Source organism: Tautonia marina, from assembly GCF_009177065.1.
GTDB lineage: Bacteria > Planctomycetota > Planctomycetia > Isosphaerales > Isosphaeraceae > Tautonia > Tautonia marina.
The window spans coordinates 160,623-184,586 of the sequence record NZ_WEZF01000015.1 but is presented as its reverse complement, the minus strand read 5'-3'; the positions used below and the strand labels follow the sequence as shown (position 1 = coordinate 184,586).

The 23,964-nt window shown below is 65.0% G+C and carries 16 protein-coding genes and 1 tRNA gene; 7 read left to right on the top strand and 10 right to left on the bottom strand.

The annotated features are described in order from the left end of the window. Nucleotides 1-2: 2 nt before the first annotated feature. The 5 genes from GA615_RS18470 to GA615_RS18450 form a co-directional block, all read right to left on the bottom strand. Entirely contained in the window at nt 3-671 is a 669-nt protein-coding gene (locus GA615_RS18470) for a hypothetical protein (RefSeq protein WP_152052786.1), read from the bottom strand. Between the two features lie 268 nt (nt 672-939). Continuing rightward, nucleotides 940-1,566 carry a DUF1349 domain-containing protein gene (locus GA615_RS18465; protein ID WP_152052785.1) on the bottom strand — a complete coding sequence of 209 codons (627 nt, stop codon included), beginning with the start codon at nt 1,564-1,566 and terminating at the stop codon, nt 940-942. Continuing rightward, the gene (locus tag GA615_RS18460; RefSeq protein WP_152052784.1) at nt 1,563-2,174 is read right to left on the bottom strand and encodes a methyltransferase; all 612 of its coding nucleotides are present in this window, start codon (nt 2,172-2,174) and stop codon (nt 1,563-1,565) included. The genes GA615_RS18465 and GA615_RS18460 overlap by 4 nt, the downstream gene beginning before the upstream one ends. Nucleotides 2,175-2,222: 48 nt before the next feature. After that, nucleotides 2,223-3,887: a peptide chain release factor 3 gene (locus GA615_RS18455; protein ID WP_201750231.1), complete on the bottom strand. Its 1,665-nt coding sequence runs from the start codon at nt 3,885-3,887 to the stop codon at nt 2,223-2,225. 343 nt (nt 3,888-4,230) lie between these two features. Further along, a complete protein-coding gene (locus GA615_RS18450) occupies nt 4,231-4,710 on the bottom strand; it encodes a type VI secretion system amidase effector protein Tae4 (protein WP_152052782.1) in 480 nt (159 codons plus the stop codon). A gap of 758 nt (nt 4,711-5,468) precedes the next feature. On the opposite strand from GA615_RS18450, the gene GA615_RS27885 reads away from it, so the two are divergent. Next, the gene (locus GA615_RS27885) at nt 5,469-5,630 is read left to right on the top strand and encodes a hypothetical protein (protein WP_201750230.1); all 162 of its coding nucleotides are present in this window, start codon (nt 5,469-5,471) and stop codon (nt 5,628-5,630) included. A 129-nt stretch (nt 5,631-5,759) separates the two neighbouring features. Here the strand turns inward: GA615_RS27885 and GA615_RS18445 are convergent, their stop codons facing one another. Then, nucleotides 5,760-6,329 (bottom strand): hypothetical protein, encoded by a 570-nt coding sequence (locus GA615_RS18445; protein ID WP_152052781.1) that lies wholly within the window; start codon nt 6,327-6,329, stop codon nt 5,760-5,762. Between the two features lie 158 nt (nt 6,330-6,487). Further along, nucleotides 6,488-7,249, bottom strand: a complete 762-nt coding sequence (locus GA615_RS18440) for a tyrosine-protein phosphatase (protein WP_152052780.1) — start codon at nt 7,247-7,249, stop codon at nt 6,488-6,490. Between the two features lie 228 nt (nt 7,250-7,477). Here GA615_RS18440 and GA615_RS18435 point away from each other — a divergent pair. Beyond that, a tRNA-Ser gene (locus tag GA615_RS18435) sits at nt 7,478-7,566 on the top strand. Between the two features lie 165 nt (nt 7,567-7,731). Here GA615_RS18435 and GA615_RS18430 read toward each other — a convergent pair. Beyond that, entirely contained in the window at nt 7,732-9,099 is a 1,368-nt protein-coding gene (locus GA615_RS18430; protein WP_152052779.1) for a DUF1501 domain-containing protein, read from the bottom strand. A 43-nt stretch (nt 9,100-9,142) separates the two neighbouring features. Beyond that, nucleotides 9,143-11,608, bottom strand: a complete 2,466-nt coding sequence (locus GA615_RS18425; protein ID WP_235905537.1) for a PSD1 and planctomycete cytochrome C domain-containing protein — start codon at nt 11,606-11,608, stop codon at nt 9,143-9,145. Between the two features lie 239 nt (nt 11,609-11,847). On the opposite strand from GA615_RS18425, the gene GA615_RS18420 reads away from it, so the two are divergent. The 5 genes from GA615_RS18420 (at nt 11,848) to GA615_RS18400 (ending at nt 21,815) form a co-directional block, all read left to right on the top strand. After that, nucleotides 11,848-13,119 (top strand): metallophosphoesterase family protein, encoded by a 1,272-nt coding sequence (locus tag GA615_RS18420; protein WP_152052778.1) that lies wholly within the window; start codon nt 11,848-11,850, stop codon nt 13,117-13,119. Continuing rightward, the gene (locus GA615_RS18415; RefSeq protein WP_152052777.1) at nt 13,116-16,661 is read left to right on the top strand and encodes an ATP-binding protein; all 3,546 of its coding nucleotides are present in this window, start codon (nt 13,116-13,118) and stop codon (nt 16,659-16,661) included. The genes GA615_RS18420 and GA615_RS18415 overlap by 4 nt, the downstream gene beginning before the upstream one ends. Before the next feature lie 153 nt (nt 16,662-16,814). Beyond that, nucleotides 16,815-17,873, top strand: coding sequence for an AAA family ATPase (locus GA615_RS18410; protein ID WP_152052776.1), 1,059 nt, complete (start codon nt 16,815-16,817; stop codon nt 17,871-17,873). Between the two features lie 48 nt (nt 17,874-17,921). Beyond that, a complete protein-coding gene (locus tag GA615_RS18405; protein WP_152052775.1) occupies nt 17,922-18,851 on the top strand; it encodes a DUF58 domain-containing protein in 930 nt (309 codons plus the stop codon). Nucleotides 18,852-19,007: 156 nt separating this feature from the next. Continuing rightward, nucleotides 19,008-21,815: a tetratricopeptide repeat protein gene (locus GA615_RS18400; RefSeq protein ID WP_152052774.1), complete on the top strand. Its 2,808-nt coding sequence runs from the start codon at nt 19,008-19,010 to the stop codon at nt 21,813-21,815. Between the two features lie 60 nt (nt 21,816-21,875). On the opposite strand, the gene GA615_RS18395 is transcribed toward GA615_RS18400, so the two are convergent. Then, the gene (locus GA615_RS18395) at nt 21,876-23,645 is read right to left on the bottom strand and encodes an alginate export family protein (protein ID WP_161602413.1); all 1,770 of its coding nucleotides are present in this window, start codon (nt 23,643-23,645) and stop codon (nt 21,876-21,878) included. Nucleotides 23,646-23,964: the final 319 nt, after the last annotated feature.

Sequence of the window (23,964 nt, the reverse complement as noted above, 5' to 3'; positions counted from 1 at the left end):
CCTCAGGAGCGGCGAACCCGTCGGAGGACAGGGCGGGCCGAGACCAGCAAGGCCCCCCCGAGCAACACGATGGTCATCGAAGAGGGCTCGGGGATCACCGTCAGTCGGGTCTGCGAGAAGCGGATGTTGTCGATGCCGATGTTCCAGTTGACCCCCCACTGAAGCTTGATCGGCCCGGCGTGGGTGAAGTTCGGTTGGAAGGTGCTGTGAGACGGCCCCGCCCCCAGGATGGTCAGGTCGGCGCCCAGGTCGAGCAGCAGGTTATCGTTGCCGTCGACAATCCGCACAAAGCGGGCGACCCGGTCCACCTGGTTGAAGCCGGCCAGGTCAAAGCTCGACAGGGTCACGGCATAGCCGGCATCGGGGGTCAGGAGAATCTCGGCACCCCGGCCGTTCTCGCTGGCGATCGCGACGAACGACAGGTCACCGTACCCGGTGTTCCAGAAGAGCAGATGATCGTCGATGGTCGAATTGTCGGTCGCGTGATAGGTGCGGTAACCGACCTCGATGTTCGCGGTGCCGACCGCCCGACTCTGGTAGCCGTCGGGAATGGCTCCATAATTCGACAGGGAGAGATCGTCGAAGTCGATGATCGTCTCTGACCGGACGGCCGAGGGGGAAAGGATCGCCACCACGACCGCCAGCACGAGCGTCTTCGCAAGGTGCTTCATCAGTGCGCCCCATCCTTCGTTGAGATGGTGAAGGCCTGGACATTGCCTGAACAACAGAGACCGCGTGCCCCTGGGTTTCGTTTCCGTCGAGCCGCAGACGTCTTCACGTCCAAAGGGGAGCGATCATCCGTGGTTGGACTATCGCCAAATTGAACGCAGCCGTCTACCCCCTGCCTCCAGGGCCTCGCAAGGCTTGGGTCCTGAAGACACCAGCCTTGCAGGAAAAACGCTCAAGAGATCCGAGCGGAGGGGGGAACGACGGGAGCGATCAGCCGTGTTGGAGGCGTCCCGGCACGAAGCTTAACTCGGCAAATTCGGCCATGAAGCCGGCCCCTTTCGGACTGCACGCGTAGAGGCCGCAGGCGACGGTCGGCACGCTCGGCCGCTCGCGGAGGGGAGCCATGCGGATCTGTTCCCAGGTTGATCCGTCGCGCGATACCTCGACCAGGCAATCGTTGCCTTCGAGCCGGACACGGAACCAGACCGTCTCGACCTCGTGAGGGATCGACTGGGTGGACCAGTCCGAGAAGCCGTCGTTCGTCACCACGGCTCCGAGGCGGTTCGGACCGTTCGGCTCGAACTCGATCGAGGTTTTCAGCCAGCAAGTCGGCGAGACGCGGACCATCAACCCGGCCTGATCGTACTGATGGACCGGCCGCGACCGGACCCGAGCGGTCAGGACGAAATCGGCCGAGGCGACCAGATGGAGGAAGTGCCCGGTGTCGGCCTCGAATCCGTAGTGCGTCTTCTGCCAGAAGTCGGTTCCCCCCTCGGGCCAGACCCGCAGACAGGACGCCTCGCGATCCACGTCCCAACGCTGCGGCGGGTTGAGCCATCGGAGGCGAGGACTGATCGACGGATTCCCAAACGACTCGATCAACGGTTCGTCGCTCATGGAGGTGCGTCCCTCAGTGCGAATTCCGCCACCTGGGTCGGGCAGCCGAACGCCGGGTGTTCCTGACCGATGCCGTCGAAGGTGACGTGGTAACCGTTCCGCTCGGCGACGCCGCCGGCCCATCGAGCGAACTTTTCTCGAGACCATTCGAAGCGGTGATCCCGGTGTCGCAAGATCCGCGCATCGCGTTGAAAGAGAGCGTTGAAGTCGCGGTTCGGCGTGGTGATGACCACCGTTTTCGGCCGCCAGTGCTGAAAGACCGTCCGCTCGACCTCCGAGAGACGCCTGGGATCAAGATGCTCGATCGTCTCGACCATCACGGCGGCGTCGAACCCGCAGAGCCGATCGTCCGGCTCGGTGAAGGAACCGTGGATCAATTCCAGGCGACCGTCGTGCTGGTCTCGTTCCGCTCGCAGGGAGTCGGCGGCCTGGCTCAGCGAGCGCGGGCAGATGTCGAGGCCGGCCACCCGACGGAATTGCGGCTCGCGGAGCAGGCGAGCCAGCAGCCGACCCGACCCACACCCGAGGTCCAGGACACTCTCGGCTCCGCTGGCTCGGAGCCGGTCGACCGTCTCCTCGATCCGAGAGCTATGGAGCGATCGGGCCATGAGTCTCCGTCCCCGTTGAGCTGCGCGTGAGTCGAGGGCTGATCCCTGTTACGAAAGCGGTTCGAAGTGAAGCTCGGGATTGTTCTTGCGGCAGCTTTCCAGCTCAAACGAGGTGCTGAACAGGATGACCGGGAGGCCGTCGCGGTCGGAGGTGGGGATCGAGGCCCTCGGCAACCAGAGGCTCTTGAGCGCCGCCGCGTCGCCGCCAACCCGTCGGGCGAGCTTCGGCTCCATCGGGACCAGGCGGGTCGGCACGCCGTACTCCGATTCGAGCCTCGCCTGCACCACGTCGAACTGCAACGTGCCGACAGCCGCCAGGTAGAGTTCTCGGACTCCCGGCCGGGTGCTGACCAGCACGCGAACCGCCCCTTCCTCGACGAGTTGAAACAGGCCGCGGTCGAACTGCTTGCGGCGTCCCGTGTCGGCGCAATCGAGCCGGGCGAAGCACTCGGGAGGGAACTCCGGCAACGGTTCGTAGCGGATCGGAGGGCCGGCGTAGAGCGTGTCTCCGAGCCGCAGGTCACCGGTGCTGTTCAGCCCGACCACGTCGCCGGGAAAGGCCTCGTCGGTCGTCTCACGCCCCTGGGCAAACAGGCGGTGGGATCGGGCGAGGCGAAGCTTCGTGCCGGTCCGGGCGTTGGTGACTTCCATGTCGCGCTCGAAGCGTCCCGAGCAGACGCGGAGAAAGGCCACCCGGTCGCGGTGCTTCGGGTCCATGTTCGCCTGCAGCTTGAAGATGAACCCGGCGAACTCCGCCCGATCGGCGGGGACCGGGCCATGCTCGGCGCGGCGGGAGCCGGGAGGAGGTCCCAGCTTCAGAAAGGCATCGAAGAAGGCTTCGACCCCGTAATTCGTCAGAGCGCTGCCGAAGAAGACGGGGGTCACCTGGCCTTGAAGAAACCGATCGTGGTCGAACGGCGCCCCGGCCACGTCGAGCAGGTCGAGGTCGCCCTGGAGCTGGTCCCGATCGGACGGTGAGAGCCGGTCGTCGTCAGGATCGTCAAGTCGACAGGTGGTCGTCGGCACGACGAGCGATCCGCGGGCCGCGGGGTCAAATAGCGTCACCTCGCGCGTTTCGCGATGGCAGAGGCCGCGGAAGTCTCGGCCCAGACCGACCGGCCAGTTCAAGGGGGAGGCGGCAATGCCCAGAACGCGCTCGATCTCGCTGAGAATGCCCAGCGGATCACTGCCAGGGCGGTCGAGCTTGTTCACGAACGTCAGGATGGGAATCCCGCGCCTGGCGCAGACCTGAAACAGCTTCTCAGTCTGCGGTTCGACCCCCTTCGTCGCGTCGAGTACCATCACGGCGCTATCGGCGGCCATCAAGGTCCGATAGGTGTCTTCGCTGAAGTCCTCGTGGCCGGGGGTGTCGAGCAGGTTGACGCGAACCCCTTGATAATCGACGCTCAGGGCCGTCGAGGTGATCGAGATCCCCCGCTGCCGTTCCAGGGCCATCCAGTCCGAGGTTACCGCCCGCTGATTCCGCCGACCGCGGACCATACCGGCCACGTCGAGGCACCCGGCATAGAGCAAGAGCTTCTCGGTCAAGGTTGTCTTGCCGGCGTCGGGGTGAGAGATGATGGCAAAGGTCCGCCGTCGCCTGACCTCGGCCCTGACCGTCGGATCAAAGATCGTGGTGCCTGGATCCGCTTCGCCTGGAAGATGCCCCCGACCGTTCCCATCCAGAAGTTTCATTCCGTATCCGTTGATCATGTCCAGAACATCGCCGGAGATCGCGAGCCGAGCGAAATGTTCCCGGTGCTCGCGGCCACTCGGGAGACTTCCGCCTTGCTCTCCGGGGAACGTCCCGTTTGCGCGTTCAGGCGAGGCAATCATTCATTGGTGTGTTGGCATTCGAGTGTATCGGGTTCGCGCCGAGCCAGCAAGGCAAGCATCCCTTGAAGCGACGCGGCGGAAGCCAGCCGGCCAGAGGCTCAATCGTGCGGACACTTGCTGAGCGCGCGGGATCTCGGTGGCGGATCGCTCCAAGAGAGGAGCGACCTGCCCCGACGGTTCACCTCTCCGGAATACTCCCTGCACCGGGAGGCCGGTCGTCTTAACTCAGCGCCCAGAGGGTGATTCGGGTCGCCGGAGTCCAGTAATCCGAGACCCGATACTCGCTGGAGAAGGTTGATCCGTCCCACGAGTCGAGATGCCCGGTGGCGTCCGAGAATCGGATGTCGAAGGCGATGATCCCTTTCAGGGCCGAGAGCGTCTTCGGATCAAACGCCGTGCCGGCCTTTTTTCGATGATCCACGGCGGGCTTGCCGAGCATGAGCGGAAGCCAGGTCCGCATCTCCGCCACCCGCAGGGCGTAGTACTTCTTGTCGCCTCCTCGAACCGTCAAGAGGCCATTGCGACGGGCGGGCAAGGGCACGCCGCTTTCATTCAGCCCTCGGCTGAGCCGAATGGCGCAGGTGTTCGTGATGTAATCCGCATCAATTCCGCCACCGATGAGCGTTTTGACCGCATCGGAATCAGGATAGTTGACATAGTCGAGGAACTCGGCTTGGAACTTCGCCCAGGTCGGCTTCATGGCAGCACTCCACAGATGGCGAGTGAACTGACACCGAGGGAGCCAGTCTCAGCGACCCCCGTTGATGGAGTCAGCGCCGAATCAGGAAGGCAAGCGCGGAACGCTGACCCAGCTCGGGTCGACGTCTGGGGCTATGGGCATGACGAGAGGAAGTGGTCCGCGGGCACGACACCGAGACCACCAACAGATCGAACTATTCTGACCAGCAGCGTGTCATCATGACAGAACAATCGACTCTTGCACAAGTCACATCTGGTTCTCCTCGCACGAGACCGATCAGCGGTCCCTTCCGTTTTCCCCCCTTTGACTCGGTGATCGCGTCGTGGGAGATTGCGCGGGACGCGATTCGATCCGCTCCGATCCTGCGGACGGAGCCACTCAGCTCAGCGGGCTTACGTACCGCCAGCGATGGCCCTGAAAAGGGGTTCGTTGCGATGAGCCGGGCCTCGATCGAATTTTTTGGAATCTTTCGAGACGTTGAAGCGTCCAAGACCTACAACACGTCTGTCACTCCACCGGCCGTATCCTGTTCATGGCCATTCGGCCCGAATCCGGTGGATTGTCGTCCGCCGTTGGCACGCTCAATGCAACTCTTAGGGTGGCAACCTTGACAAATCACTGTCACGGAACGACGCTCTGGGAGTAATGAATGAGCCATGCCTGAGTGCATGGCATTTCCCATCACCCTGGGACGTTGGCAGGCCATTCTGTCTGAGCCGCGTCTCCCGCTCCGCGGGCTTCGCTGAGGAGTCACGACGATGAACTCGAATGCCTCGGAACTGTCGGTCACGCTGTCGCCGGAACTGTTCGCCCAGGTTCAGGAGGAAGCCAAGGCGCTTGGCTTGCCGATCGAGTGGCTGATCGCCTCGCTGATCGTGGACACGGTTGATGAGGTAGAACCGGCGCTGGTGGCGGTCTGAGGGGCGCAAGGCCCGATCCGACCGCCGGCCCGTGCGTGATGATTCGCTTCCATGACCTCGAACCGATTAAGACGAACGGATGACCGGTTCGTCGGTCGCGTTGATGTGATCGCAACCTGACCGCGGCGCTCAGTGCGCCGGGGTGCAGCCGTAATCGAGCGCAAAGAACCGCGTCCGCTTCGGGCACGGGGGGCGTCGATCGTACATCAGGCCGAGGATCAGGCCGGGGGCGACCTCTCGGAGTTCGTCCCGGTATGGCCCGTAGAGGCGGGAGGTTCGTTCGTAGTCGAGGATCAGAGCAGGGCCGCCGTCGAGCCAGGAATGGCCGTAGGAAAGTTCGCCGTGGATGGCCTCGATCCCGAAGAAGCGATTGACGGCCATCCCTTGCGCAGGGTCGAAAATCTTACCTTGCCAGACCGCCCGACCGACCTTCGAGGCCGGTACGGCCATGATCGAGCCGGGCAGAATGACCGGGCGCCCCGTGACCGGGCCGTTGGGAATCGGGGCGGGAGGTGATTGCCGGTAGAGGCTTTCGAGCGCGACCGGATCGAGCCGGACGAGATCATCGAGCGTCCGCACCACCAGTCTTTCGGGGGGAGGGGGGATCATCGCCCCCGATCCTTGTCCGATCGCCACCGAGCCGACCACCGATCCCAACCCGACCAGCGTGATCACGACGTGAGCGAAACCCCGGAGCATGACGGCGACCCTCCCTGGTCCATCCCGATTTGCGAACGAGACGGCCTGGTTCGGATCGCGCTGATCCGCGCCGTCGCAGTCGATCGCATCGGTTCGGATCGCCCAGGGACTCCAGGGATGCTCGACGTGATCGGCGTCTCGCGGCAGTTCGATCCGAATTACCCCTTCGGCCTGTTCGGCTCGGAGGCGAGCGAGGCCGGCGGCGGTCCCATGCGCGGGCCGGGCGTTAAGGGAGCGATCAGGGTGTTCTCGGCCGAGCCCTCATCGCGGAAGTGGTGCGCGACCCAATCGCGGAAGAGACTTGGCTCGTGCGTCTTGCCCTCGACCTGGAGCCAGTCGCGGTACTCCTTGAACGGCTCGTGCAGGCGCTCGGGTCCGGCGAGGGGGATATGGGTGTAGAAGATCGAGAATTCTTCGAGCGCCTCGTCGGGCGAGTGCCCCAGGACCACCAGGCGATACAGCGCACTGGCCAGGCCGGTCCGATCGGCGCCCGACTTGCAGTGGATGACCAGGGGATAGCGGCAACGGTCGAGCAGGTCGATCAGCGTCAAGAGTTCCGCCCGGCTGGGCCGCCGAGTGGCCTTCATGGGGAAGTCGTAGAAGTCGATGCCGGCCTGTTCCGTCGCCTCGACCTCGGCCGCGTACCAGGAATCGGTGTACCAGCCGCCCCGAAGGTTTAGAATCGAACCGGGCTGAAGCTCGGCGATCAGGTCGTCGAGGTTGCCCTTCGGCTGGGCGCATCGGTAGACCTTGCCCGGATCGACCGCCCCCACATTGCCCAGGAACAAGGCCCGGTGGAACACCGCCGCCGAAGCCACGAGCAGCACGAGCAGCACCACGGCCAGTCGCTTGAGCCTTCGAAGCCTTCTGGCGCGACGATCGGAAGTCTGCTGGGGCCGCTGCGGGTGATCGGATTCCACGACGCTCCGTCCTTTCTCTGGCCGGTCTTGCGGGATCGAGCCTCCTTCAAGTCCGTTTGAGACTCTATCGCCCCCCCTTCGAGGGTCAATCCCAGTCGCCGCCGAACGGCGCCGGTGGGCGCGATGGAGAAAAAAATCCAACGAGTCGCGCGTTGACACCCGCCCTGGATCTTCGATAATACTGTCGTGGTTCGCCACGGCTTCCAAGAGCCTGTCCGAACCCCACCTGGAGAGGTGGCTGAGTGGTTGAAAGCGACGGTTTGCTAAACCGTTATACTGGGAAACCGGTATCGGGGGTTCGAATCCCCCCCTCTCCGCTTGCTCAGAAATGCCTTGACCAAACCACACACGCCCAGCCCTGGAGATGATCTCCGGAGCTGGGCGTGTTGACGTTGTGGGTCGAGCGGATTTGGCCAAAGGGGATCGGAAACGGGGGAGGGTCATCCACCCGGCCCGATCCCTGCGGGTTGTTGGCCGATTGCTCAGGCGATGATGTCGTGCACGACGTTGCCGTGAACGTCGGTCAGGCGGTAGTCGCGGCCGGAGTAGCGGTAGGTCAGGCGGGTGTGATCCATGCCCATCAGGTGCAGGATCGTCGCGTGGAAGTCGTGGACGTGGACCGGGTTTTCGGCCGGGGCGTTGCCGTACTCGTCGGAGACGCCGTAGCTGAAGCCTCCCTTGACGCCGCCACCGGCCAGGAAGCAGGTGAAGCAGCGGCTATGGTGTCCGCGACCGACCGGGGTGAGATCCTGCCAGGGGGTCCGGCCGAACTCGGAGCAGCCGACGATGAGCGTATCGTCGAGCATTCCGCGGCGCTTCAGGTCGGTAATGAGGGCGGCGATCGGCTGGTCGATGTTCTTGGACAGCTTGCGGTGGTCGTCGATGTTGTTGTGGCTGTCCCAGTTGGTGTTGGAGCCGACGTCGAACAACTCGACCACGCGGACACCGCGCTCGACCAGCCGCCGGGCGGTCAGGCACTGGGCGGCGAAGGAACTGGGGTCGTCGGTGCCGGCCCCGTAAAGATCAAGGGTTTCGGATGTTTCGCCGCCGAGATCGAAGGCTTCGGGAGCCTCGCGCATCAGGCCGTAGGCGGTGTCGAAGGTGGCCATCCGAGAGGCGAGCATGGCGTCGCCGTCGCGACGAGAGAGGTGAGCCTCGTTCAGGTCGCGGAGCATCAAGCCTTCAAGCTCCCGACGCGAGACGGATTCGACCGGGCTCTTGACGTCGGGCAGGGGGTTGTCACCGGGGATCACGCGGACCCCCTTGTGATAGGCGGGCAGGAAGTTCGAGTCCCAGACCTGGAAACCGTTGTAAGGCTCCTTGCCTGCCAGGACGACGAACGAGGGCAGGTTCGTATTGAGCGTCCCCAGGCCGTAGCTGACCCACGAGCCGATGCTCGGCAACGGGATCGTGACCGACCCGGTGTGCATGCCCAGGGTGGCGGCCGAGTGCCCGGCCGAGTCGCCGTGGACGGTGTGCAGGAAGCAGAAGTCGTCGATCACGCCGCCGACGTGCTCGAACAGCTCGCTGACCATCTTGCCCGACTCGCCCCGGGGGCGGAACGAGTAGGGGGAGGCCAGGACCTTGCGCTTGCCGACCTCCTTGTCGTGGTCGGCCTGGAGTTGCGGCTTGTAGTCGAACGTGTCGAGATGCGAGAAGCCGCCGGTCATGAAGAAGATGATCAGATGCTTCGCCTTGCTCGGGAAGTGGCCGGGGCGAGGGGCGAGCGGGTGCCCCTCGTTGGCGGCGGCGGCAATCGAGAGCTGACGATACAATCCCAATCCGCCGGCCGTGGCAAATGCGGAGGCGCGGCGGAGCATGGTTCGGCGGTCGATCGGTTCAAACGCCATCGGCGAGGGCCCTCCGTCGAGCATCGAGCATCACGGCGATCAATCAGTCCACGTGGAAAAATTCATTCGAGGCGAACATGGCGCGGGCCAGGGCCGACCAGGCTTCCGACTCGCAGCGATCGTCGGCGCAGCCTTCCGAGATCAGGCTGGCCTGATACTGGGCAAGGAAGGTTTCGGCCCGCTCGCGTTCGTTGTCGGTCGGCCTACGGCCGAAGGCGAGCAGATATGCCTGTTGGAGCCGGGCGTCCGGGTCGGCCATGCTGGTCACGAGCCGGCCGGCGAACCGCTCGGCCTGGTCGTGGACGAACGTGTTGTTGAGCAGATAAAGAGCCTGGAGCGAGACGGTCGAGCTGTCTCGCATGGCGGTCGTGGCCCCGGCATCCGGCCCATTAAAGAGCGAGAGATACGGGTGGGGGTGGAGCCGCTGGACCATCAGGTAGACGCTCCGGTGTTCCGACGGATAAAGCGCCTTGAATTGATGGTGGGCGGTGAAGGTCCAGGTGTTGACCTCCGGGAACGGATGCGGGCCGGGTCGGTCGGTCTTCAGGTTGCCACCAAGGGCGAGCAGACCGTCTCGGAGAGCCTCGGCGTCGAGCGGGCGGCGGTCGAATCGCCAGTACCAGGTGTTGCCGGTGTCGATCGCCTCGTTATTCGGGTCGCGGGTCGAGGCGAGCCGGTAGGTTTCCGACCGCATGATCCGTCGGTGCATTTCTTTGATCGACCACCCGGACGCGATGAAGTCGCTCGCGAGCCATTCGAGCAGGTCGGGATGCGTGGGGGGGGTGCCCCTCAGGCCAAAGTCGGACGGGGTGGCGACGATCGGCTTGCCGAAGTGGTGCTGCCAGAGGCGGTTGACCATGACCCGGGCGACCAGATCGCGCGGGGGGCCGTCGGTCAGCCACTCGGCCAGGGCCAGGCGACCGCTGCCGGTCTCGGGCAGGTCGATTTTGCCGGAGGGGTCGAGCACGCGGAGGACGCCTCGGGGAACGACCTCTCCCAGGTTCCGCGGGTCGCCGCCCTTCTGGAACTCCGCATCGGTCGGCTCGCCGTCCCGGACGGCATAAGCCTTCGGGGCGAGGGCTTCGGGACCGGCCTCCTCCAGTTGCGTCAACTCGGTCTTCACGCCGTTGATGCGGCGGTTCTGGCTTCGGGTGGTCCGCAACAGTTCGACCTCGGCCCGTTCGATCCGGTCGGGGAGGCCGACGAACTGCTCAACCGCGGCGGCGAAGCCGGCATCGCCGATTGCCTGGGACGCCTCGGCCTCGGTGGTGCTCAGCTCGGCCTTCAGGTGGGCGATCGTCTCGTTGTACTGCGATTCGAACTCGGAGAGCCGCGACGGGGGAACGAGCGGGGCGAATTCGCTCGGCCGTCGCACTTCCTCGGCGCCGGCGAAGGGGTACTTCGTGCCGGCGAAAAAGCCGTAGAGGGCGTAATAGTCATTCGCGCTGATCGGATCGAACTTGTGATCGTGGCATCGGGCACACCGCATCGAGAGCCCGAGCACGACCTGGCCGGTCGTGTGCAGGGTGTCTTCGATAATCTGGTGGATGTCTTCCAGCTTGCGGGTGCCGAACCGCTTTGACTGAGCGATGAACCCGGTGGCGATGACCTGCCGGGCGTAGTCCTCTTCGGGGCCTTCAAGGGCGAGGATGTCGCCGGCAAGCTGTTCGTGGAGGAACTGGTCGTAGGGGATGTCGGCGTTGAAGGCGTCGATGACGTAATCGCGGTACAGGTACGCCTCTCGGATCGGGTAGTCCGAGTTGTCCCCGGCGGTGTCGGCATAGCGGGCGAGGTCGAGCCAGTAGCGTCCCCAGCGCTCGCCGTAGTGGGGGCTGGCGAGCAGTTCCTCGATCAAGCGGTCGTAGGCGTCGGGCCGATCGTCGTTGACGAAGGCCTCAACCCGCTCCGGCTCGGGGGGCAATCCGATCAGGTCGAACGTGGCACGACGGATCAAGGCGCGGCGATCGGCCCGATCGACCGGATAGACACCCGCCTCGCGTTGCTTGGCGGCGATGAGCTGATCGATTGGCTCGGTGGCCCAGCCAGTCGGATCGACGGGAGGCTCGATCGGACGGAGCGGTCCGAAGGCCCAGTGGGTTTTCCCCTCGATCGGCCCGCCGGCGGTCGCCTCGGGCCAGGGGGCTCCGGCAGCGATCCAGGCGGCGAAATCGTCGCGAACCTCTCGGGAGAGGGGCTCCTCCGGAGGCATCTTGAGCAGCTCGTCCTCGTGCGAGATGGCGAAGGTGAGCAGGCTTTCCTCGGGAGCTCCCGGCTCGATGGCCGGGCCGCTCACGCCGCCGTCGAGCATTGCCTGTCGGCTGTCGAGCCGCAGGTCGCCGTTCTGTTTCACCTCGCCGTGGCAGGTGACGCACGATTCAGCCAGAACCGGACGGATCTTCAACTCGAAGAAGGTTTCCGAGGCCGCATCGGGGGCCTGAGCCTGGGCGAGGCCTCCGCTGCAGGCCAAGACCACCGAAACCATCCAGACCGATGCCGTCCGATTCATCATCGCTTACCTCCCCGCTCGGGCCGGGCGATGGGACGAGATTATTCAACAACCATTGGATGAGCCTAGCAGCCTTCGGAACGACTCGCAAGCCCGAAGTTGTTCGAGGGCGAGGGACTTGCACGATTGCGGTTGCCGAACCGGGGGATCGTGTCATGATGGTCAGATGTCACCGAGGGCGAGCGGTCGCCTTTCGGACGAATCGCCCGAGCGGGATGCCTTCAACCCCAGCAAGCCCGGTTATGCCTCGGTTTCTTCACACGGCGGACATCCACCTCGACAGCCCGATGGTAGGGCTGGAGCGGTACGACGGCGCGCCGATTGACCGGCTGCGATCGAGCACGCGGCGGGCCTTGAAACGCATGGTCGAGCTGGCCATCGAGCAGCGGGTCGATTTCGTCCTGATCGCCGGCGATCTCTACGACGGCACCTGGCGCGATTACAACACGGGGCTGTTTCTTCGCAAGACGCTCGAAGCGCTCATCGACGCCAAGATCCCCGTCTACATCATCGCCGGCAATCACGATGCTCAGAACAAGATGACCCGGTCCCTCTCGCTGCCCGAGGGGATCACGATGCTCGAAACCGACAAACCGGAGACGATCTCCCTGCCCGAGATCGACGTGATGATTCACGGCCAGGGGTTTGCCACGGCGGCGGTCACGCAGGACCTTTCGGTCCGATACCCGGCGCCGGTGGCCGGCTGTCTGAACATCGGCATGTTGCATACCTGCGTTGCGGGGGCCGAAGGGCACGAGCGCTACGCCCCGTGCTCGGTCGAAGGGTTGCGGGCGAAGGGGTACGACTACTGGGCGCTCGGTCATATTCATGTGCGGCACAACGTCGCGGATGATCCGTCGATCGTCTTTCCCGGCAACCTGCAAGGGCGGCACATCCGCGAGACGGGGCCGAAAGGATGCCTGATCGTCGATCTCGAACCGGGCCAGGAACCGCGATCGACGTTTCACCGGCTCGACGTAATGCGCTGGGAGGTCTGCGACCTCGACGCCTCGAACCTGGAACGGCCGAGCGATTTGATCGGTCTGGTCGATCAGGGGCTGCGCCGCCTGCTCGACGAGGAAGACGATCCCGACCGCCTGCTGGCCGTGCGGGTCCGGGTGCTGGGGGCGACGCGATGGCACGAAGCGTTCGTGGCCGACAGCGCCCGATGGATCAACGAGATTCGGGCCGAGGGGCTCTCGATCGACGGCGATCGGCTCTGGATCGAGCGGGTCAAGCTTTCGACCCGGCCCCGGCTGCGGGCTTCGGAACGGGACGGCGACGGCCCGATCGACGCGTTGATGAGCCTGGTCGATTCGTACCGCACCGACGAGCAGAAGCTCCGCGACCTCGGCGATCGGCTGGCGGACCTGCGCCGCAAACTCCCTTCGGAATTCACGACCGGCGACGACCCCTTGAGCCTCGATGACCCCGACTGGCTCCGGGAGATGCTCGACCGCGCCGGCCCTCTTCTCCTGCATCGGCTCCGATCCGCAAGCGAACCGCGCTCATGAGACTTCGACGCCTCGACCTGCTGGCCTTCGGGCCGTTCACCGATCTGTCGCTCGACCTCTCGGCTGGGTCGTTCGGCTTGCACCTGATTCACGGACCGAACGAGGCCGGGAAAAGCTCGACCCTGCGTGCCATCCACAACCTCTTTTATGGCATCCCGCTCCGATCAAACGACAACTTCCTTCATGAGCACAATCAGATGTGCCTTGGGGCCGAGATTGAAAATCGGGCCGGCAACGTGCTCGCCTTCCAGCGGCGGAAAAAGAACAAGAATGCGTTGACCGCTCTGGATGACTCTGCCACGCCGATCGAGCCCGAAACGCTCGATCGGTTCCTCGGCGGGGTCGATGAGGACACCTTCCGGGCGCTCTTCGGGATCGACCACCATCGGCTCGTCGAGGGGGGCAAGGCGATTCTGGAAGGGAAGGGCCAGGTCGGCCAGCTCTTGTTCGCCGCCGGATCGGGCCTGACCGGTCTGAAAGCGGCGACCGGCACCCTTCAAAAAGAACTGGATGATCTGTTCAAGCCCCGAGGTCAGAATCCTGAGATCAACCGGTTGCTCTCGGAACTGGCGGCCTTGCGCAAGCAGGTTCAGGAGTCTCAGCTTCCGAGCGACGAGTGGACCCGTCATCATGAGGCGCTCCGCGACGCCTTGCACGCGAAAGAGGAATTCGACCTCACCCGCCAGGATCGCTCCCGAGCCCGCAACCGCCTGCTGCGCATTCAGAGCGCCAAGAAGCCGATCGCCGAACGAGACGAATTCCTGACCCGGTTCGAGGAGCTGGCCGACGTCGTCCCGCTTCCCGAAGACTTCGCCGATCGCCACCGATCGGCCCGCGAATCCCTGACCCGGGCTCTCGCCCTGGCCGAACAGGCCAAGATGGATCGCGACGCGCTGGCCGCCGCGCTCGAAACGATCGCCGTGCCCGACGAATTGCTCGCGCAAGGCGAGTGCATCGAGTCGCTCTACCAGCGGCTCGGAGCCCATCTGCTCGCTCAGGAGCATCGACCAGGGATCCGAGCCCAGCAAACCAGCGACGAGCATTACGCCCGCAACCTGCTGGTCGAGCTAGGCAAGCCTCGGGATTTAGAGCAGGCCGCGGCCCTTCGACTCCGGGGAGACGAGCCCGATCTGATCCGGGGGCTCGGACGCGAGCACGCGTCGATCGAAACCAGTCTCGACCGTCACCGCCAGGCGTTCGAGGCGCAGGTGGCCCGCCTGGAGGAACTGACCGAAGAACTCGACGCGATCGGTCCCGAGCCGGACATCAAACCCCTGCGACGGGTGGTTCAGCGTTGCCGGAAGCTCGGTGATCCCGAGGAGGAGTTGCGGACCTTTCAATCGGCTCGCGAGCAGGAACAACGAGCCTTGCAGCGGGCGCGTCAAGGACTGCCGCACTGGGATGGCTCGCTTGAGGAACTGGTCCAGCTCCGGCCTCCGCTCGACGAAACGATTGCCGAGGCATCGCAGGCGGTCACCGATCACACGCAACGCATGAACCAGCTTGAACGGGACCTGGCGACCGTGACGGCGGATCTCGACGCGGTCGAGGTTCAGATTCGCACCTTGACGCTCGAACATGACATGCCGACCGAGGCCGATCTGGCCGCCTCCCGAACTCGACGCGATGAGGGCTGGCAGCTTGTCCGGCGCTCGTGGCTCGACCAGGCCGCGCCGACAGACGAGACCGTCGCTTTTATCGCCGAGTTCGCGCCGGGGGGATCGCTCGACGGAGCCTTCGAGCGCAGCCTGTTGCGCGCCGATGAACAGGCCGACCGCCTCCGCCGCGAGGCCGATCGAGCCGCAACGCTCGCCAATCACCTCGCCCACCGCGAGAAGCTCAACAGCCGCCGGGCCGATCTCCAGCACGCGAAGCAACAGGTGGCCGACGCCGTGGAGCAGCTCCGGCACTCTTGGGCCGATCGGCTCCGCACGCTCGGGCTTCCGGATCGACTTGGTCCGGAGGAACTGCGAGCCTGGCTCCGCCGCCGCGAGGCGATTGTGGAGGCGGTTGAGGCGCTTCGGCTTCAGGACGAGCAGATCGAATCGCTTCAACGCACCATCGCCGAGTCCCGAGACGCGATCGCCTCGGCCTTACCGGACGGCTCGGAATCGAAGGGGATCGCCACCGAATCGCTCGCCGATCGGCTGGAGCGGGCCGAGGCCGTAATCGCCGAGGTTGAGGAACGCCGGACCCGCCGCGAGGAGACGAGGAAGAATCTTCAGCACGCCCGCCGCGAGCGCGACGAGGCCGAGCGAAGGCTCCTCGAATCGACCCGCCATCGCGAGCAGTGGCACGCTCGATGGGAGCCGTTGATGGCCCGGATCGGCCTCGAACCCGAGGACACCCCGGCGCAGGCCGATCAGTTTCTCGATCGGATCGACAAGCTGTTCGCCCACCTGGACAAGGCCCGAGGGTTCAAGGCTCGAATCGACGGCATCGACCGCGACGCGAGGGAATTCGCCCACGATGTCGCCGAGGTTTGCCGAGCCATCGCCCCTGATCTGGTCGAGCGGCCGGTCGAGACGGCCGTGGCCGAGCTGTATCGCCGGCTCGGCGAGGCGCGGGACCTCCGCAAGCATCGAGAGACGACCCGGCAGAACTGCGAATCGGCCGTTGCGAAGCTCCGAGCGGCCGAGCAAACGATTCTCCAGGAGCAGGCGAGGCTCGACACCCTCTGCCAGGAAGCCCGCTGCGACTCGGCCGACGAGCTGCCCGAGGCCGAGGCCAGGGCCGCCGATCGGTCGAGGGTCGAAAGCGAACTGAGGCGCGTGGAGGACCAGATCCGCGACCTCAGCGCGGGGGCCTCGCTGGAGGAGTTCATCGCCGAGGCAAAATCCGTCGATGCCGATGAAATCGACCTGCTTCTTCAGGAACTCGACACGGAAATTGATGAGATTGAGCAAGAACGATCACGCCTCGACCAGACGATCGGCGGCGAGCGGGAGTGGCTCCGATCGCAACAGGGGGGAGACGACGCGGCCCTGGCCGCCGAGCGGACGCAGTCGCTGCTGGCCGAGTTGCGGTCGAAGGTCGAGGATTACGCCGCGCTCAGGATCGCCACCGAACTGCTCCACCGCGGCATCGAACAGTTCCGCGAGGAGCACCAGGGGCCGGTCATCCGCCGCGCCGGCGAGCTGTTCGCCGAGCTGACCTCCGGCTCGTTCCAGGGGCTCGACTTCGACGAGGACGACCACGGACGCCCCGTGTTGCTCGGCGTGCGGAACGGTCAGCGCGTCGGGGTCGAAGCGATGAGCGACGGCAGTTGCGATCAGCTTTATCTGGCCCTTCGCCTGGCGAGCCTGGAAGGCTGGCTCGACCGCCACGAGCCGATCCCCCTGATTGCCGACGACATTCTTTTGAATTTCGATGACGAGCGATCGGCCGCCGCCCTGCGCGCCCTGGCCGAGCTGTCGCGTCGGACTCAGATCCTGTTCTTCACGCACCATGAGCATCTGGTCGAGCTGGCCCAATCGAGCCTGCCAGCCGATGTCCTGTTCCTGCACCTGCTGGAACGTTCGGCTGTTTCGGCAACCGCCTGACACCGCATTGCCGGGAAGGCGAGTTCATGGGGAGGCCGGGGTAGAGCCCTGCCTTGACGCGTACGCCGGGGGCTGGGACGCTGGTGCGATTCTCCCGCCAGGCTCAGCCGAAGTGCCGCCCGAGCGGCGATCCGAACGAAGGACCCGACCGTGATGACCGAGCCCGAGCCCGCCCCTTCTCCCGCAAAGCCCGACGACCTGGCCGCGCTGGCCGACCTGGCCGAGTCGTATCGGACCATGCGATCCGAGATTGCCAAGGTGATCATCGGCCAGGATGAGGTGGTCGAGCAGTTGCTCATCAGCCTGTTCGCCCGGGGGCATGTGTTGCTCGTCGGCGTGCCGGGCCTGGCCAAAACGCTGCTCGTGGGGACAGTGGCGCAGATCCTTCACCTGAGCTTCCGTCGGATTCAGTTCACGCCGGACATGATGCCCTCGGACATCACCGGAACGGACATTCTTCAGGATGATCCCGAGACCGGCCGCCGCCGCTTCGTGTTCATTCAGGGCCCGCTGTTCGCCAATGTCGTCCTGGCCGACGAGGTCAACCGTACGCCTCCGAAAACGCAGGCCGCCTTGCTCGAAGCGATGCAGGAACGCCACGTTTCGGCCGGGGGGCAGACGTTCGACCTGCCTGATCCGTTCTTCGTCCTCGCCACGCAGAACCCGATCGAGCAGGAGGGGACGTATCCCTTGCCCGAAGCCCAGCTCGACCGCTTCATGCTCAACGTCCGCGTGCCGTATCCGACGCCCGACGAGGAGCTGGAAATTCTCCGCCGCACGACCGGAGAGCCCAGCCCCGCCCCCGAAGCCTTCCTCACGGCCGACACCATTCTGACCCTTCAGCGCCTGGTGCGACGGGTACCCGTGCCCGATCACGTCTTCCGCTACGCCCGCGACCTCGTCCGCGCGAGCCGGCCCGACCAGCCCGAGGCCACGGCCTTTGTTCGCACGAATGTGTCATGGGGAGCCGGTCCCCGGGCCGGGCAGGCGCTCATCCTCTGTGCCAAGGCCCGAGCCGTCCTGCATGGTCGGTTCGCCGCCGGGATTGACGATGTGAACGCCGTCGCTCGCCCGGTGCTGCGACACCGGATCGTCACCACCTTCCACGCCGAGGCCGAAGGAATCGACTCCGACCGCGTCATCGCCCAGCTTCTCGACGACGTGCCCAACCCCGTCGCCACCGCGGCCGATCGGCTGGCGGGATCGCGATGATCGTACTTGCGACTCTGGTTCCTGTTTCAGCCTCCAACGGATCACCCCATGCCTCCGAACACGCCTCCCGACCCGACGGCCGACCTCGACCCCGAAGCGCTGGCGCGGTTCGGACGGCTGGAACTGCTGGCAAAGCTAGTCGTTGAGGGGGTCGTGAGCGGCTTGCACCGGAGCCCGTTCAAGGGGTTTTCGGTCGAGTTCGCCGAGCATCGGCCGTATGGTCCCGGCGATGAGATCCGGCACATCGACTGGCGGGCATTCGGGAAGACAGATCGCTACTACGTCCGTGAATATGAAGAAGAAACAAATCTCAAGGCGTATCTTGTTCTCGATACCTCGGGAAGCATGGCCTTCGCCGGACGCACGATCTCGAAACTGGAACACGCGAGACGGCTGGCGGCGTCGCTTGCCTACTTGATGATTCGCCAGCGCGATGCGGTGGGGCTGGTGACGTTCGATGGCGAGGTGCGGTCGATGATTCCGGCGCGGTCGGCTCCCGGTCACTTCTCGGTCCTTTGCCGGGCGATGGAGCAGGCCAGGCCAGGCGGAGAAGCCCCGTTGCACCGCGTCTTGCACGCCTTGGCCGAGCGGATTCGACGGCGAGGGCTCATCGTGATCTTCTCCGATGGGCTGGATGACCTTGATGCGCTCTGCCAGTCGCTCCGGCATCTCCGGCACCGGCATCACGAGGTCTTGTTCTTTCACATCCTCGCGCCGGAGGAAGAATCGTTCGACTTCGCCGGCCCCGTCCGATTCCAGGACCTGGAAGCGAGCGGCCGGGCCATGCGGGTCGACCCGTCGGCCCTGCGGGCGACCTACCTGGAGCGGTTTCAGACGCACTGCCGGTTGCTCCGCGAGCGTCTGCTCGGCATGGGGGCCGACTACCAGCACGCCCCGACCACTGAGGCCCCCGAGCGAATCTTGCTCGACTACCTCGCCCGTCGTACTGGCCGCTCGCACGGTGTGCCACGCTCCTGAGCACTCCGGCGGCCCAGCGTTCCCAATGCAGAGCCCCTGGTACGAACCGAGCCGACGGTGGTAAGGTGGAAAGGTCGAGATGCGCGGCCGGTACTGCGACCCTGGCCGACGCGGAACGTATCACATCGCGGACGAGCACCCACGGAGAGGGCGACCATGCGGCTTCGGATCTTCGTGTTCCTCATCATCGGAGTGGGTAGCGGGATCTTCCTCGGCGGGACCTCCATTCGGGCCGACGAGTTGGAAGAAGCCCGGCGCGACTGGCAAACCGGCCGCTATGCGCGTGCCCTGGAGCGGCTCGAAGCCCTCGAACCGGCCGACCCGAGCGAGGTCGCCCGAATCGCCCGACAGAAGGCCGAATGCCTTCGCAGCATGGGACGCATCGACGAGGCGATCGCAACCCTCGACGCACTGGCCGGAGCCGACGAACCCGATCCCGAACTTCTCGGCCTGCTCGCCGATCTGCAGTTCTCAAGGGGTCAGTGGGACACCGCCGACGACCTCGTCGCCCAGGCGCTCGAGGCCGACACCCTCTGCCGACGCGCCCGATGGGTCGCGGCCCTCTTGCACGATGCCCGGGGAGAATCAAAGGAAGCGATCGAAGCCTATCGCTGGTTCATTCGAGACTTCAACGCCCGCAACAAGGAAGCCCGCCGCGATCCCGACGCGCTCATCCTGATCGGCCAGGCCGCCCAGCGCTACTATCGGGCCACAGCCCGAGGCGAAGACCTGGCGCAATCGCTCAACGATGTGATCAACGAACTGTATGAAGGCGCGCTGAGAGTTGATCCCCGCGCCTGGCAGGCCGCCTGGTTGCAAGGGGAACTGTTCTTCGACGGCTACCAGCAAGGCAACGCCCGCCGAGAGCTGAACCGCGCCCTGCTGATCAACCCCAGCGCCGCCGAGGTTTTGGTGACGCTTGGCCGGATCGACCTCGACAATTATGCCCTGAGCGACGGCCGATCGAAGGCCGAGGCCGCGCTGGAGATCAACCCGTCGTATGCTCCCGCCCTGGTCTTGCTGGCCGACCTGAATCTGTCGGACGAGCGGTTCACCGACGCGCTGGAGGCGTCGAAGAAGGCGGTGGCCCTGAACCCTCGCGATCAGGACGCATTGGCCCGCCTCGCGGCGTCGTATCAGTTGCTCGTGCAGCCGATCGGCGCGGCGGCGGCCGAGGCCGCGGCGTTGCGCGATACCCCCCGGCCGGTGGTCTTCTACGAAGCCCTGGGAGATCGCCTGGCCGACCGTCGCAAGTATCATCCGGCCGAACGGGCCTTTCTCGAAGCGATCAACGCCGATCCCGAAGCCGCCGGTCCGAAGGTCGGCCTGGGAATGCTCTACATGCAGATCGGCCGCGAACCCGAGGCCCGGGCCCTGTTCGACGTGGCCTTCGACGCCGATCCGTTCAATATCCGGGCCGACAACATGATGAAAGTGCTCGATCACATGGCCTCGTACGAGGCGATCGAGACCGACCATTACATCGTGCTGGTGGACCCGACGCAGGATCTGCTGCTTGGTCGCTACATGGCCGATTACCTGGAGAAGGTGCACCCCGAACTGGTCGAGCGCTTCGGCTTCGAACCGCCGGGGAAGACCTCAATCCAGATCATGAAGGATCACGAGAAGTTCAGCGGCCGCACCACCGCCTTGCCGTTCATTCCGACCGTTGGTGCCTGCACCGGTAAGGTGGTCGCGCTGGCCAGTCCGGCGGCCACGCGGCAGGCGTTCAACTGGGCTCGGGTGCTCACGCATGAAGTCGCTCACGTGATCACCTTGCAACAAACGAACTTCAATATCCCCCACTGGTACACCGAGGCCCTGGCCGTCGAAAGCGAGGGGGGGCCTCGGCCGCAGGCCTGGAACAAGCTACTCGTCGATCGCGTGCCGAAGCGGAACCTGTTGAATCTGGAGACGATCAACCTCGGCTTCATCCGACCGAAAGAGCCCGACGAGCGGCAACTGGCCTACTGCCAGGCCCAGCTTTACGCCCGGTACATGGTGGAACGCTTCGGAGAGGGCGCGCTGGCTGACCTGCTGGAAGCCTACCGCCGTGGCATGACGACGCAGGAGGCCGTCGAATCGACCTTCGGCGTGCCGGTCGAGGAGTTCGAGGAAGGGTATCTTGCCCACCTCGACGCCGTGGTTGAAACCATCCGGACCCGGGTTGAGGACGAGGAATCGGTCTCCTTCTCCCGCCTCCTGCTCGACACCCGCAAGGAACCCGACAACGCCGAGCTGAACGCCAAGGTTGCCTACGAATACTTCGCCCGCCGAGACTACAAGAGCGCCCGCCCCTTTGCCGAGAAGGCGCTCGAACTCGAACCGCATCAGCCGCTCGCCTCTTACGTCATGGCCCGCGTGATGATGCTCATCGGCGACGAGGCGAAGGCCCTCGAACTGCTCCGCCCCGCCGTCGATGAGGACCGGCCGAACGAGCGCGTGGTGGACCTGCTGGCCGAACTGACCATGAAGGACGGCGATCTTGAGGAAGCCGCCCGGCTTTACGAGCTGGCGCGCCGCGACGACCCCTTGAACTCGAAGTGGCTCGCAGGTCTGGCCCGCGTGCATCTGCGCCAGGGAGATGTGGACGCCTTCCTCGGCGACCTCGCCCGCCTGGCCGAAAACGACCCGGACGATCTGTCCGTCCGGAAGGTTTTGGCCGAGCGCCACCTGGCCCGCGAGGACTTCGAGCAGGCCGTTCGATGGGCCGAGGAATGCCTTTACATTGATGTCAACGACGTGACCGCGCACTCGGTTCTGGGCGATGCCTACACCGGGCTCGGCCGCCATGCCGAGGCCGCCCGCGAGTTCGAGGTCGCGCTCGGTCTCGAACCCAAAGACCCCGACGCCCTGAAGGCCAAGCGCGAACAGGCACTTGCGGCGGCAGGCAACGGCCCCGAAGCTGAGGCCGCCGAAAACGGCGGCGAGCCTGCGGGGGCGACCGTCGCGGAACCGAAGTAAGCCGGCCCAGGCGGCGTTCTGTGAGCGTCGGGCGATCTGGCCTGACGCTCACTCCACCACTCAGAACCGGTAGGTGAACTGGGTGTAGAAGAAGAAGCCGTCGCCGCGGGCGGCCGGGTCAGGGTCCGTCCGCTCGATGAACGTTCCGGAGAAGAACTTGGAAACGCCGAACTGAAAATCGGCGTGCGGGTTCAGATACGTCGTCAACACAATGTCCAGTTCATTGCCCACGAAGCGACCGGCCGCGCCCGATGGGTCGAACCGAATCGGCGCGCCTGCCGCGTTGAACAGGGGCGCTCGGGCCGAGGCCAGGTGAAAGTTGTTGTACCAGAAGACCAGATTGGTCCGTGATCCGAAATTGAGCCGCAGGTAGGCGTGAGGGGCAATCAGGTTCTGCCGACCCACAATGTCCATCAGGCCCAGGTACTTGTGCCCAAACGGGAAGAGCTGGTTGAACGTGGCGAAGTTCCCCGCCCCCGGCCGGCGATTGCCCGAGGCATAATCAAAATAAGCCATGAACAGCGGATTGAACGGCAAGCGGGGGAACTTCCGCCCGAATCCGGCCGACACCGCCCCGGCATTACGGGGCAAGCCCTGATGGAAGCCGAACTGATACGAGGCCTCCCCCTCCCAGAGCCAGTCCTCCCATTCCCCTTGCCAGCGCGTGCCGAGCGTGTGAATCGCCAGGTTGCCGCGCTCGCCATTGAAGACGACACCAGGTTGGTTCTCTTGAAGGAACCCAAGGTAATAGAAATCGTACAGGCGATTCTCGCGGCCCTTGTAGGTCAGGTAGGTTCCAAAGAATTGCTGCGCGTTGTTCGGCTCGTCGAACTGATTGGCAAGAATGATGTTCGGCCGAGACCAGAACAGGTCGAGATTCCAGTTCGGACTGCGCCAGAGGCCGTTGGCCACGTTTTTGAACGTTCGGGGTGAGTTGGCCCAGTCGAGCGGCGAGACAAGCCGCTGATTGCCGAACAGCAGTTGCTGACGATCGCCGAACCGCGCGGAGAATGTCCGCTGGTCCTGATCGTAAAACCGAAACTCACCGAAGGCGTTGAGCAGGTCGCCGTGATTCAGGTCAAGGAAGACCGGTTGCACCGACTGAGGGGTCGAGTCGGCCCAGAACACCTCCACGAAGGTCCGAAAGCGGTTCCAGTACCAGGTGTCGAGATAAAGCCGCTCTCGAAAGAGGCTGTGGTTGTTTTGCTCGCCGATCAGGCGGCGGTTGTCCTCGATCCGTCCCTGCCAGCGGAACTCGCCACCGAAGTCCGAAACGATTGCCCCATCCGCGGCGGGAATCCGTTTGAAGACGTCGAACGGATCGACGAGCCGGTTCTCGGGATCGTCGAGATGGCGAAAGTTATCGTTGTAGTGGGGCATCCCCCAGGGACTCACCGGGGCTGGGGGCGCTCCGGGCTTCCGCCCCTTGGGAAAGGGAGGCACGACGAGCGTCCACGGATACTGCGGAGGCACGTACTGGTACGGCTGCCCCAGGGCGAAGAGGCCAAGCTCGGTCGAGAACGGCCGGAGCGTCTTCGGGGCAAGCTCCAGTCCCGCCCTGGCCTGGGCACAGTAGCGGCACCATCGGGGCCAATCGGCATGCTCGCACGCCTGTTGTCGGGCGGCGCGACGATCAAGAATCGCCTCGACCTCGGGTGGCGAGGCAGGGGGGGGTTCGTTGCCCGACGATCCCAGCGACGCCTGACTCGACGGTGCAACCGGCGAACCGATCGACTGCGGCTCGGCAAGCGGAAGCCCATCCTGAGCCGCCCGAATGCCCGGTCCTCTGGGAACGATCAAAATGATCCCCAGGGCCATCCTTTTCGCCATCAGCCTGAATCGCCATCGAAGCATGCCTCAACCCCTTCTCTTCGATGGCAAACACCCGCCACCCACACCGGAACACCCCTTCTATCGACACAGGCCCTTGCTTCATTCCAATCGATCCGATCTGCGAGCCACGTCCCGCCCCCAGCGACTGCCCGTCCGACACCAGGACCGGCAAGACCATCACAGGCCGATCGCCGGGCCAAACCCGTGCCGATCCGGCCCGATCGGCCGGCCAGGGCGTGCCGATCTTGGAGGACGTGTGGACCTTCGGAGTCGGCGCGTCATCCTCATCGACGAGCCAGGCCGGAGGCTGCGAGCA